This window comes from Enterobacter sp. B79-1 (assembly GCF_057444735.1).
Genome location: NZ_JBYAZJ010000008.1, coordinates 187653 through 200424, shown reverse-complemented (window position 1 = coordinate 200424; position 12772 = coordinate 187653). Strand labels below are relative to the sequence as shown.

Below are 12772 nucleotides of genomic sequence, written 5' to 3'. Positions count from 1 at the left end.
TTGGCAAATCACGCGCGTCGCGTTGTCTTTTTCGACCTGGATGGAACGCTGCATCAGCAGGATATGTTTGGCACCTTTATGCGCTACCTGCTGCGGCGTCAGCCTCTGAATGCGCTGCTCGTCTTACCGCTCTTACCCGTGATTGGCATCGCGCTGCTGGTGAAAGGCCGTGCAGCGCGCTGGCCGATGAGCCTGCTGCTCTGGGGATGCACCTTTGGTCACAGCGAAGCACGGCTTAAACAGCTCGAACAGGATTTTGCGCACTGGTTTCGCGGCCATGTCGCCGCGTTTCCCGTGGTGCAGGCGCGTCTCACCAGCTACCTCGACGCGAACGATGCCGACATCTGGCTAATTACCGGCTCCCCGCAGACGCTGGTGGAGCAGGTCTATTTTGATACGCCCTGGCTGCCGCGCGTAAATCTTATCGCCACGCAAATTTCCCGCGCTTACGGCGGTTGGGTGCTGACTATGCGCTGCCTCGGGCACGAGAAAGTGGTTCAGCTGGAGAAGCGCATCGGCACGCCGCTGCGCCTGTACAGCGGCTACAGCGACAGCAAGCAGGACAACCCGCTGCTCTATTTTTGCCAGCACCGCTGGCGCGTCACGCCATCAGGTGAACTTCAGCAACTCGAATAGTCTTCTCTAAAACGGGCGTGTATAATGCCGCCCGCTTTTCGACTGGAGTACAACCGTTGTCCAACCCTGAACACAATCATGAATACTGGATGCGCCACGCGCTAACGCTGGCTCAACGTGCCTGGGATGAGGGCGAAGTGCCCGTGGGCGCGGTGCTGGTTCATCATAATCAGGTGATTGGCGAAGGGTGGAACCGCCCCATTGGCCGCCACGATCCTACCGCGCACGCCGAAATTATGGCGCTTCGTCAGGGCGGGCTGGTACTGCAAAACTATCGTCTGCTCGATACGACTCTGTACGTCACCCTTGAACCCTGCGTCATGTGTTCCGGCGCGATGGTGCACAGTCGTATCGGTACGCTGGTGTTTGGTGCGCGGGATGAAAAAACAGGCGCGGCCGGTTCGCTAATAGACGTGCTAGGCCATCCGGGGATGAACCACCAGGTGCAGACTATCGGTGGGGTACTTGCACCAGAGTGTTCGGGTCTGCTGAGTGACTTCTTTCGAATGCGCCGGCAGCAGAAAAAGCAACAAAAGGCAGAATTGAAGCAGGTGGACGATTAAGTTCGTCCGGTGCGACCACCGGGTAGCTCTGAGCCAGCTGTTTAGCTTCTGCCGCTTCTTTCTCTTTCTCCAGCAGATACCCCACCAGGCTTATCTGATACTTACGAATATTTTCAACGTAAGCGTAGGCTTCATGCCCGCGCGCATACCCGTAGGTCAGCTTGTTGTACCACGGTTTCTGGCTCAGCAGCGGCAGACGCTGTTTTACATCAGACCAGCTGTCCGGGTTACCTTTGGTTTTTGCCGTCAGCGCGCGCGCGTCCAGCATGTGCGCATAACCCATGTTGTAGGCGGCCAGTGCAAACCAAATCCGCTCTTCTTCCGGCACGGTCTCCGGTACTTTGGCCATCATATCCTGTAAATACTGTGCGCCGCCGCTGATGCTTTGCTCCGCATCGGTACGGTCATTGACGCCCAGGCTCAGCGCGGTATTTTTCGTCAGCATCATGAGACCACGCACGCCGGTCGGAGAGGTAGCCTGAGTATCCCAGTGGGATTCCTGATACGAAATCGCCGCCAGCAGCTTCCAGTCAATCTCCTGGGCGTATTTTTCGAACAACGGCTGCAGGTCCGGCAGGACGCTATCAACTGCGCGCAAGAAGCTGCGGGTGTCGACGTAATCGAAGTCATCACCATGGCCGAGGTATTTTTCTTCCAGGCGCGCCAGCGTACCGTCTTCATTGATGGCGTTATAGAAATCGAGCATGGCCGCAGAGAGGGTCTGATCGTTATCCAGTTGGGTAAACCAGGTCACCGGCTGTTCGTCAGTCACATCCAGCGCCACGGCGATTTCAGGGTGCACGCGCTGGAACAGGCTGATGGCCACCGAATCGGCAATGGTGTAGGGCAGCTTTTTGTCTTTAACCTGATCGAGCAGTTCTGTGGTGCCCAGTTTTGGGTCAATCGTCCAGCTCAGGTCAGGATACTTTTTCTCTTTGAGCGCGCGCAGGTCGTCAATCACGACATGGCCGGGGGCAATCGTCAGCTGTTGCTCGTTAATGGTGGCGAGCGAGCGCGGGCGCACGCTTCCCACGCGGTAAACCAACTGCTGGGAGACAGAGTAGTAGGTCGGGCCTGGCTGGTAGTTCTTGCTGCGCTCGCTGTTGTACACCAGCCCGGCTGCAAGGATATCGGCGTCGTCGTTATCCAGGTCATCGAACAATTGGCTGATGTTCTGACGCACGGTAATTTTGAGCTTAACACCCAGATAGTCGGCAAACTGCTGGGCCAGTTCATAATCCAGACCAATGGTTTTGCCGTTGATGTCGCCGTAAATCAGCGGAGAGGAGAGGGTACTGACGCGCAATTCCCCCCGCTCCTGAATGGCGGCGATACGGTTTTCGGCTTTACCGAACCAGGGGATAGAAGGCCAGAGGGCCACTGCCAGCAGCAACGTAACAATGCCGATGAGCAGATAATTAATCTTTAATTTTTTCAATTAGTTAATTCTCTGCGACGCCGGTTGCCTCAGTATGCTGTAGCCATGTTAAGAATAAGGTTTGCCATTGAATGAGCGGCATTTTGCGCAAAGTTACGCCACTTGGCAACAAATTAGAGAGACAGGTCACACCTATTGTTAAACCGCTGTGCAAATTTTATTTCGACGCAAACGGTTTCGTCGGCGCTCAGGATTCTCTATAATGACGCCCGTTTTCCCCCCTTGCGCACACTGTAAGCGCCCCGGCGCTTCGAAGACGAGAGACTTATGATGGAAATTCTGCGTGGTTCGCCTGCACTGTCTGCCTTCCGTATTACCAAACTGCTGGCACGTTTTCAGGCGGCCGACCTTCCGGTAAGCAATATTTACGCTGAGTATGTCCATTTTGCTGACCTGAATGCCCCCCTGAATGCAGAGGAGCGCGTACAGCTGGAACGCCTGCTCAAGTATGGTCCAAGCCTGAGCAGCCATACGCCAACCGGCAAACTGATCCTTGCGACGCCGCGTCCGGGCACCATCTCCCCCTGGTCTTCCAAAGCCACCGACATCGCCCACAACTGTGGTCTGAGCCAGATTAACCGTCTGGAACGCGGCGTGGCGTACTATGTTGAAGCCTCCACCCTGAACGACGCGCAGTGGCAGGCGGTTGCGGCTGAGCTGCACGACCGCATGATGGAGAGCGTATTTGCCTCTCTCGACGACGCGCAGAAGCTGTTCTCACACCATCAGCCTGCGCCGGTACAGAGCGTTGACCTGCTGGGGCAGGGCCGTCAGGCGCTGATTGACGCCAACCTGCGTCTCGGCCTGGCGCTGGCAGAAGACGAAATTGATTACCTGCAGGACGCGTTCGTTAAGCTCAACCGCAACCCGAACGACATCGAACTCTACATGTTCGCGCAGGCCAACTCTGAGCACTGCCGCCATAAGATTTTCAACGCCGACTGGATTATTGACGGCGAACAGCAGCCGAAGTCGCTGTTCAAAATGATCAAAAACACCATGGAGCAAACCCCTGACCACGTGCTGTCTGCCTATAAAGACAACGCCGCGGTAATGGAAGGTTCCGAGGTGGGCCGCTTCTTCGCCGATCGCGAAGCAGGGCGCTATGACTTCCATCAGGAGCCCGCGCATATCCTGATGAAAGTGGAAACCCACAACCACCCGACGGCGATCTCCCCGTGGCCGGGTGCGGCGACCGGCTCCGGCGGTGAAATCCGTGACGAAGGTGCGACCGGTCGTGGCGCTAAACCTAAAGCGGGTCTGGTCGGTTTCTCCGTCTCTAACCTGCGTATCCCGGGCTTTGAACAGCCATGGGAAGAAGATTTCGGCAAGCCAGAGCGCATTGTAACCGCGCTGGATATCATGACCGACGGCCCGCTGGGCGGCGCGGCGTTTAACAACGAGTTTGGTCGTCCGGCGCTGAACGGTTACTTCCGTACCTATGAAGAGAAAGTGGACAGCCACAACGGCGAAGAGCTGCGCGGTTACCACAAACCGATCATGCTGGCGGGCGGGATCGGCAACATCCGTGCCGATCACGTGCAGAAAGGCGAGATCGTCGTCGGCGCGAAGCTGATCGTGCTCGGTGGCCCGGCGATGAACATCGGTCTGGGCGGCGGGGCAGCGTCTTCTATGGCGTCCGGCCAGTCTGATGCGGACCTCGATTTTGCTTCCGTGCAGCGTGACAACCCGGAAATGGAGCGTCGCTGCCAGGAAGTGATCGACCGCTGCTGGCAGCTGGGCGACGCCAACCCGATTCTGTTCATCCACGACGTGGGTGCGGGCGGTCTGTCCAACGCCATGCCGGAGCTGGTGAGCGACGGTGGCCGCGGTGGCCGTTTCAACCTGCGCGATATCCTGAGCGATGAGCCGGGCATGAGCCCGCTGGAAATCTGGTGTAACGAATCCCAGGAGCGCTACGTGCTGGCGGTTGCCGCGGATCAGCTGCCGCTGTTTGACGAGCTGTGCCGCCGCGAGCGTGCGCCGTATGCGGTGATCGGTGAAGCGACCGAAGAGCAGCACCTTTCCTTAAGCGACACCCACTTTGACAACCAGCCGATCGATCTGCCGCTGGACGTCCTGCTCGGTAAAACGCCGAAGATGACCCGCGACGTGACAACCCGCAAAGCGGCGGGCAAAGCGCTGGATCGCCAGGGCATCACCGTGGCAGAAGCGGTTAACCGCGTGCTGCACCTGCCTGCCGTGGCGGAGAAAACGTTCCTGGTGACCATCGGCGACCGTACCGTGACCGGTATGGTATCGCGCGACCAGATGGTTGGCCCGTGGCAGATCCCGGTGGCGAACTGCGCGGTGACGACCGCGAGCCTCGACAGCTACTACGGCGAAGCGATGGCCCTGGGCGAACGCACCCCGGTGGCGCTGCTGGACTTCGCCGCCTCCGCACGTCTGGCGGTCGGTGAAGCGCTGACCAACATCGCCGCGACGCAGATTGGCGACATCAAACGTATCAAACTCTCTGCAAACTGGATGGCCGCAGCCGGTCACCCTGGCGAAGATGCTGGCCTGTATGAAGCCGTAAAAGCGGTGGGTGAGGAGCTGTGTCCTGCCCTCGGCCTGACCATTCCGGTGGGTAAAGACTCCATGTCGATGAAAACCCGCTGGCAGGAAGGCAGCGAGCAGCGCGAGATGACCTCTCCGCTGTCGCTGGTGATCACCGCGTTTGCCCGCGTGGAAGACGTGCGCCACACCGTTACGCCGCAGCTTGCGACCGAAGACAACGCCCTGCTGCTGATTGACCTGGGTAAAGGCCACAACGCGCTGGGTGCCACCGCGCTGGCACAGGTTTACCGCCAGCTCGGCGACAAGCCAGCCGATGTGCGCGACGTCGCGCAGTTGAAAGGCTTCTACGACGCCATCCAGGCGCTGGTGGCGGAGCGTAAGCTGCTGGCCTACCACGACCGTTCTGACGGCGGCCTGCTGGTGACGCTGGCAGAGATGGCCTTCACCGGCCACTGCGGCGTTGAAGCGAACATTGCCACGCTTGGCGAAGACCGTCTGGCGGCGCTGTTCAATGAAGAGTTGGGTGCGGTAATTCAGGTACGTGCCGCAGATCGCGACGCGGTTGAAGCGATTCTGGCGAAGCACGGTCTGGCAGACTGCGTCCACTATCTGGGCAAAGCCGTTCAGGGTGACCGCTTCGTCATTGAAGCAGACGGCCACGCGGTGTTCAGCGAAAGCCGCACCACGCTGCGCATGTGGTGGGCAGAAACCACCTGGCAGATGCAGCGCCTGCGTGATAACCCGGAATGTGCCGATCAGGAGCATAACGCGAAAGCGAATGACCAGGATCCTGGCCTGAACGTGAAGCTCTCCTTTGATATCAACGAAGATATCGCTGCACCGTACATTGCGACAGGCGCGCGTCCAAAAGTAGCCGTGCTGCGCGAGCAGGGCGTTAACTCCCACGTTGAGATGGCGGCTGCCTTCCATCGCGCGGGCTTTGACGCTATCGACGTCCACATGAGCGACCTGCTGGCCGGACGTACCGGTCTGGAAGATTTCCAGGCGCTGGTGGCGTGCGGCGGTTTCTCCTACGGCGACGTGCTGGGCGCGGGCGAAGGTTGGGCGAAGTCCATCCTGTTCAACAGCCGCGTGCGTGACGAGTTCGAAACCTTCTTCCATCGTCCGCAGACCCTGGCGCTGGGCGTGTGTAACGGCTGCCAGATGATGTCTAACCTGCGCGAACTGATCCCGGGCAGCGAAGCCTGGCCGCGCTTTGTGCGCAACCAGTCTGACCGCTTCGAAGCGCGCTTCAGCCTGGTGGAAGTGACCCAAAGCCCTTCTCTACTGCTGCAGGGAATGGTGGGTTCACAGATGCCAATCGCCGTTTCCCACGGTGAAGGTCAGGTAGAAGTGCGTGATGCTGCGCATCTGGCTCAGCTGGAGAGCAAAGGTCTGGTGGCGCTGCGCTTTGTCGATAACTTCGGCAAGGTGACAGAAACCTACCCGGCTAATCCGAACGGCTCCGCCAACGGTATTACGGCAGTCACCAGTGAAAGCGGTCGTGCGACCATCATGATGCCGCACCCGGAGCGCGTGTTCCGCACCGTGAGCAACTCCTGGCACCCGGAAAACTGGGGCGAGGATAGCCCGTGGATGCGTATCTTCCGCAACGCGCGTAAGCAACTGGGTTAAGTTTTAGCACCCTAACCCTTGTAGGCCCGGTAGGCGTGAGTGCCACCGGGCTTTTTTATGCGTGTCGCGAAATTGCGACAATCCTGCCTCGCCGATGTCTCCAAAAGGTGACATTTAACTTGTTGATTTATATAAGTAGAAAAATCATGGTCTAAAGGTGTTGTTAAATAGCGACACTTAGCCTGGAAATCATTCTGCCAACAAGTAATAGGTTGAGTGTATAAAACCCTTTCAATTCATCATGTTAATTTATTGTTTTGCAAACTGGCACGGCTGTTGCATAATATTAATCAGTGGCTCATTCACCTTCTTATGTCAGCCCCTTCGGGACGCGCTACATAAACTTAGAATGACGCACAAAAAGGTGCCTGCCGTCCAACTACTGATCATAGCGATGCTTTATCAGGACAGGGCGAAACGTCGAGTTAGGCACCGCCTCATTCCACAACAAAGCCGGGTTTTTACCCGGCTTTGTTGTATCTGAAGGGCAGACTCAGTTACGCTCTGCGTAAACCCCCATTAAGAGAGTAATGCGTTGAAACGCTGGTCTGTTTTCCCTCGCTCCCTGCGACAGCTCGTCATGATGGCATTCCTGCTGATCCTGCTCCCTTTACTGATACTGGCGTGGCAGGCCTGGCAAAGTCTCAATGCGCTAAGCGCGCAGGCGGCATTGACGAATCGCACGACGCTAATTGATGCAAGGCGAAGCGAAGCAATGACTAACGCCGCGCTGGAGATGGAGCGAAGCTATCGCCAGTATTGCGTGCTGGACGATCGCACCCTGGAGCGGGTTTACCAGAATCAACGTAAACGCTACAGCGAAATGCTGGATGCCCACGCGGGCGTGCTGCCGGACGACAAACTCTACCAGGCATTACGTCAGGACCTGAACGATCTGGCTCAGCTACAGTGTAAAAATAGCGGCCCGGATGCCGCCGCCGCCGCGCGGCTGGAAGCTTTTGCTAATGCCAATACGGAAATGGTCCAGTCTACACGCACGGTGATCTTCTCTCGCGGGCAGCAGCTGCAGCAGGAAATCGCCGAGCGCGGTCAATTCTTCGGCTGGCAGGCGCTGGTCCTGTTCCTGGTCAGTCTTGCTCTGGTTCTGCTGTTCACCCGCATGATTATCGGTCCGGTGAAGGGCATACAGCGGATGATTAACCGTCTGGGTGAGGGGAAGTCTCTCGGGGATACGGTTGTTTTCACCGGGCCGCGCGAGCTGCGTTCAGTGGGTCAGCGGATCATCTGGCTTTCCGAACGTCTGGCGTGGCTGGAAACGCAGCGTCATCAGTTCCTCCGTCACATTTCCCACGAACTCAAAACGCCTCTCGCCAGCATACGAGAAGGCACCGAGCTGCTGGCGGACGAAGTGGCTGGCCCGCTGACCTCTGAGCAAAAAGAGATTGTCGAGATCCTCGATGACAGCAGCCGGAATCTGCAAAAGCTGATTGAGCAACTGCTGGACTACAACCGTAAGCTGGCGGACGGGGCAGTGGTACTGGAAAATGTGGAGATTGCACCGATAGTGGATATGGTGATCTCCGCCCATAGCCTGCCAGCAAGAGCTAAAATGATGCATACCCAGGTCGATCTTAGCGAGCCCGCTTGTCTTGCAGAGCCCATGCTGTTTATGAGTGTTCTGGATAATCTTTATTCCAATGCGGTGCACTATGGTACTGAATCCGGTAACATTTATATCCGAAGCTACAGGGCGGGTTCCCGGGTGTTTATCGATGTAGCGAATACGGGCACCCCGATTCCGGATGAAGAAAAAACGATGATTTTTGAACCCTTTTTCCAGGGCAGTCATCAGCGAAAAGGTGCGGTAAAAGGAAGTGGTCTGGGGCTCAGTATTGCCCGCGACGGCATACGACGCATGCACGGCGAACTGAATATCGTCAGTGATGAACGGTCGGATGTGTGCTTTCGTATCGAACTGCCTCTTAAGCCGGAAAATCAATAAAATGAATCTAAGTCTGGTGAGTATGTCACACGTTTTTTTCCGCGCCGCACGCGCGATGTTTTCCCGCAATACCGTACGTCTAAGTCTGCCGTGTTTACTGCTGGCAGGGTGTGTGACCCATGCCCCGAAGAGCGCAATCAGTGAAAAGCCGGAAGAAAAATGGCCTGAAAATCAGCTGGCGGATTTCCTGACCACCCCCTGCGAGGGCATCTGGCACTTATCAGGACATGAAGTTGATACCAACCCGCTGTTTTGGCTGCGTGGCATCGATTGTGCGCAGCGTCTGGAACCCGTAGAGGCACGGGCGCAAGCCACGATGTGGGGCGACAACGCATGGCAGGCGACCTTTAAACGTGCCATTCTGCTTGGCGATGCCAAAATCACGCCCGTGGAGCGCCGCACGAATATCACGCGTCTGGACGCGTTCAGCGCCAACATTCCTGCGCAGGTGCGGCCGATATATCAACTCTGGCGGGACGGCCAGGCATTACAGCTTCAGCTGTCTGAAGAGCGTTCCCGCTACAGCAAATTACAGCAGTCAACGGACGGCGAGCTTGATACGCTTCGCCAGCAGCAGAATTATCTGCGCACCCAGCTTGAGACCACCACGCGCAAGCTTGAAAATCTGACCGATATTGAAAGGCAACTGTCGACGCGTAAACCCGCAGGCAGCTATTTGCCGGATTCGTCGAAAGGAAATTCTGCCGCGTCGCCGGACGGTGACGCGCAGAAAGAAGAGGATGTGAAGCCATGACAAGCCGTAAACCTGCCCATCTCTTACTGGTCGATGACGATCCTGGGCTGTTAAAGCTGCTGGGAATGCGCCTGGTCAGTGAAGGCTACAGCGTTGTGACGGCGGAAAGCGGGCAGGAGGGGCTGAAAGTGCTCAGCCGCGAGAAAATTGATCTGGTGATCAGCGATCTGCGGATGGACGAAATGGATGGCCTGCAGCTTTTTGCAGAGATTCAAAAGCAGCAGCCCGGCATGCCGGTTATCATCTTGACCGCCCACGGCTCGATCCCGGATGCGGTCGCGGCAACTCAGCAAGGGGTGTTCAGCTTCCTCACTAAACCGGTGGACAAAGACGCGCTTTATAAAGCCATCGACAGCGCGCTGGAGCATGCCGCGCCTTCTGGTGATGATGCCTGGCGCGAGTCCATCGTGACGCGAAGCCCTGTCATGCTGCGTCTGCTTGAGCAGGCGCGAATGGTGGCGCAATCTGACGTCAGCGTTTTGATCAACGGCCAGAGCGGTACCGGGAAAGAGATCCTGGCGCAGGCGATCCACAACGCCAGCCCGCGCGCTAAAAATGCCTTTATCGCCATTAACTGCGGTGCGCTTCCGGAGCAACTGCTCGAGTCTGAACTCTTTGGTCACGCGCGCGGCGCCTTCACCGGCGCGGTGAGCAGCCGGGAAGGGTTGTTCCAGGCGGCGGAAGGCGGCACGCTGTTCCTCGACGAGATTGGCGATATGCCTGCGCCGTTGCAGGTGAAACTGCTGCGCGTGTTGCAGGAGAGAAAGGTGCGTCCGCTCGGCAGCAACCGCGATATCGACATCAACGTGCGTATTATTTCCGCCACCCACCGGGATCTGCCAAAAGTGATGGCGCGCAATGAGTTTCGTGAAGATCTCTACTACCGCCTGAACGTGGTGAACCTGAAAATTCCTGCGCTGGCCGAGCGTGCGGAAGATATCCCACTGCTGGCAAACCATCTGCTGCGCCAGTCCGCGGATCGCCATAAACCCTTCGTGCGCGCGTTTTCCACGGATGCAATGAAAAGGCTAATGACCGCCGGGTGGCCTGGCAACGTGCGCCAGTTGGTCAACGTGATTGAGCAGTGCGTGGCGCTGACGTCGTCGCCCGTTATCAGCGACGCGCTGGTGGAGCAGGCGCTGGAAGGGGAAAATACGGCGTTGCCGACCTTTGCCGAAGCGCGTAACCAGTTCGAACTGAACTACCTGCGCAAACTGCTGCAGATTACGAAGGGTAACGTGACCCACGCGGCGCGCATGGCCGGACGCAACCGCACCGAGTTCTACAAGCTGCTGTCGCGCCACGAGCTGGAAGCAAACGATTTTAAAGAGTAATGCCGTATGGTACTGTGAGCAATCGATTACGAGGCAGCTTACAGGCATGAGTTTAAGGACCCACCATGAAAAAGATTGATGCGATTATTAAACCTTTCAAACTGGATGATGTACGTGAAGCGCTGGCGGAAGTTGGCATCACCGGGATGACAGTAACGGAAGTGAAAGGTTTTGGTCGTCAGAAGGGCCACACCGAGCTTTACCGTGGCGCGGAGTACATGGTCGACTTTCTGCCGAAAGTGAAAATTGAAATCGTGGTCAGCGACGATATCGTCGATACCTGCGTGGATACCATCATTCGTACCGCGCAGACGGGCAAAATTGGCGACGGGAAAATCTTCGTCTTTGACGTGGTGCGCGTGATCCGTATCCGTACCGGTGAAGAAGACGACGCTGCGATTTAACAGCGCCAACGGTTTTGTAGGCCGGGTAAGGCGCAGCCGCCACCCGGCGAAAAAAAGCCCCTCGAACGAGGGGCTTTTTCATTACAGCACCTTATGCGGCCCGAAACATTCGTAATGAATGTTGTCTTTGTTCACGCCCAGCTCAACCAGCTGCTTCGCAGCATACTGCATAAACGCCACCGGCCCACAGACGTAAAACTGCATGTCCGGTGCGCTAAACGCCCCTTCATGCTGGCTTAAATTCATCAGACCTTCGCTGTCGAAGCGTGAGGCCTGGCGGTCTGCGTCCGTTGGCAGGCGATACCAGGTGTGCGCGGTGAAGCGCGGCAGGGACGCCCCGAGCGTTTTCACTTCATCCGCAAAGGCGTGAACGTCGCCGTTCTCTGCGGCGTGGAACCAGTTTACCTGCGCGTCGTGGTTTGCCTTTGCCAGCGTATCGAGCATCGCCAGCATTGGCGTTTGACCGACACCCGCAGAGATCAGCGTCACTGGCGTATTGCCGTCAACGGCCATAAAGAAATCACCCGCCGGCGCGGCCAGATGAACTACATCGCCCACGCTGGCTTCGTTGTGCAGCCAGGTTGAGACCTGACCGCCATCTTCGCGTTTCACCGCAATGCGGTAGCCTTTGCCGTTTGGCTTGCGGGTGAGGGAATACTGGCGAATTTCCTGATGCGGGAAGCTTTCAGGCTTCAGCCACACGCCCAGATACTGGCCCGGTTGATATTCGGCCACAGGTTTACCGTCCACCGGCTCAAATTCAAAGCTGGTAATCAATGCACTGCGTGGGGTTTTCTCGACGATGCGGAACGGGCGCGTGCCTTCCCAGCCGCCGTTCTTGCTGGCGTTTTCGCGGTAGATTTGCGCTTCACGGTTGATAAATACGTTTGCCAGCACACCGTAGGCTTTACCCCACGCGTCCAGCACTTCCTGGCCCGGGCTGAACATTTCGTCCAGCGTGGCCAGCAGGTGGCCGCCCACGATGTTGTACTGCTCAGGCTGGATCTGGAAGCTGGTATGTTTCTGCGCAATCTTTTCTACCGCAGGCAGCAGTGCCGCAAGGTTTTCGATATTGCTGGCGTAGGCTGCGATGGCGTTAAACAACGCTTCACGCTGGTCGCCATTGCGCTGGTTGCTCATGTTGAAAATTTCTTTGAGCTCCGGGTTGTGCGAAAACATGCGATCGTAGAAATGCGCGGTGAGTTTAGGGCCGGTTTCCACTAGCAGGGGAATGGTGGACTTAACGGTAGCGATGGTTTGAGCGTCGAGCATGAGCGCGTCCTTCTGATGTTATATTTAATGATGTATTTTAAATGCATCTTATAAAAAATAACCCTGCGTTGTAAATGGTTCTTTGCAAGATGAAAAATATGCATCACAAACCTGAAAAGAAATCCGTTGAAAATGATGAGAGCTTTATTCCTCAAACCCTTGCGCGGCGTGGAGGTAAACGTTTGCGTAAAATCGTTTGTCAAGACCTGTTATCGCAGAACTATTCAGTTATACTGTTGCCCGTCGTCCAACG

9 protein-coding genes are annotated in these 12772 nt (G+C 56.9%); 7 read left to right on the top strand and 2 right to left on the bottom strand.

Features of this window, described 5'->3' with window-relative positions:
- Both yfhb and tadA read left to right on the top strand, forming a co-directional pair.
- Complete coding sequence (yfhb, locus tag AC2T6E_RS19700) at window positions 1-636, top strand: phosphatidylglycerophosphatase C (protein ID WP_042715843.1); 636 nt, start codon at window positions 1-3, stop codon at window positions 634-636.
- Window positions 637-692: 56 nt separating this feature from the next.
- Window positions 693-1199, top strand: a complete 507-nt coding sequence (gene tadA / locus AC2T6E_RS19695; RefSeq protein WP_174340924.1) for a tRNA adenosine(34) deaminase TadA — start codon at window positions 693-695, stop codon at window positions 1197-1199.
- Here tadA and mltF read toward each other — a convergent pair.
- Window positions 1087-2637, bottom strand: a complete 1551-nt coding sequence (mltF, locus tag AC2T6E_RS19690; protein WP_260662445.1) for a membrane-bound lytic murein transglycosylase MltF — start codon at window positions 2635-2637, stop codon at window positions 1087-1089. The two genes, tadA and mltF, sit on opposite strands and share 113 nt — an antisense overlap.
- 267 nt (window positions 2638-2904) lie before the next feature.
- Here mltF and purL point away from each other — a divergent pair, with 267 nt between their 5' ends.
- From purL to glnB, 5 genes are all read left to right on the top strand, one after another.
- Complete coding sequence (gene purL / locus AC2T6E_RS19685) at window positions 2905-6792, top strand: phosphoribosylformylglycinamidine synthase (RefSeq protein ID WP_126816188.1); 3888 nt, start codon at window positions 2905-2907, stop codon at window positions 6790-6792.
- Window positions 6793-7327: 535 nt separating this feature from the next.
- Window positions 7328-8755, top strand: coding sequence for a two component system sensor histidine kinase QseE/GlrK (gene qseE, locus AC2T6E_RS19680; RefSeq protein WP_486692952.1), 1428 nt, complete (start codon window positions 7328-7330; stop codon window positions 8753-8755).
- A 1-nt stretch (window position 8756) separates the two neighbouring features.
- A complete protein-coding gene (qseG, locus tag AC2T6E_RS19675; RefSeq protein WP_108416743.1) occupies window positions 8757-9509 on the top strand; it encodes a two-component system QseEF-associated lipoprotein QseG in 753 nt (250 codons plus the stop codon).
- The gene (gene glrR / locus AC2T6E_RS19670) at window positions 9506-10843 is read left to right on the top strand and encodes a two-component system response regulator GlrR (protein WP_100165739.1); all 1338 of its coding nucleotides are present in this window, start codon (window positions 9506-9508) and stop codon (window positions 10841-10843) included. Before qseG ends, glrR begins: the two co-directional genes overlap by 4 nt.
- Window positions 10844-10908: 65 nt before the next feature.
- On the top strand, window positions 10909-11247 hold the full coding sequence (gene glnB, locus AC2T6E_RS19665; protein ID WP_486692949.1) for a nitrogen regulatory protein P-II: 339 nt from the start codon (window positions 10909-10911) through the stop codon (window positions 11245-11247).
- A gap of 81 nt (window positions 11248-11328) precedes the next feature.
- On the opposite strand, the gene hmpA is transcribed toward glnB, so the two are convergent.
- The gene (gene hmpA / locus AC2T6E_RS19660; RefSeq protein ID WP_486692947.1) at window positions 11329-12519 is read right to left on the bottom strand and encodes an NO-inducible flavohemoprotein; all 1191 of its coding nucleotides are present in this window, start codon (window positions 12517-12519) and stop codon (window positions 11329-11331) included.
- Between the last annotated feature and the right edge of the window lie 253 nt (window positions 12520-12772).

What these genes read in the sequence shown, in the direction of transcription:
- glnB (WP_486692949.1), top strand. Translation starts at nt 10,909, where the DNA reads ATGAAAAAGATTGATGCGATTATTAAACCTTTCAAACTGGATGATGTA.
- qseG (WP_108416743.1), top strand. Translation starts at nt 8,757, where the DNA reads ATGAATCTAAGTCTGGTGAGTATGTCACACGTTTTTTTCCGCGCCGCA.
- purL (WP_126816188.1), top strand. Translation starts at nt 2,905, where the DNA reads ATGATGGAAATTCTGCGTGGTTCGCCTGCACTGTCTGCCTTCCGTATT.
- hmpA (WP_486692947.1), bottom strand. Translation starts at nt 12,519, where the DNA reads ATGCTCGACGCTCAAACCATCGCTACCGTTAAGTCCACCATTCCCCTG.
- glrR (WP_100165739.1), top strand. Translation starts at nt 9,506, where the DNA reads ATGACAAGCCGTAAACCTGCCCATCTCTTACTGGTCGATGACGATCCT.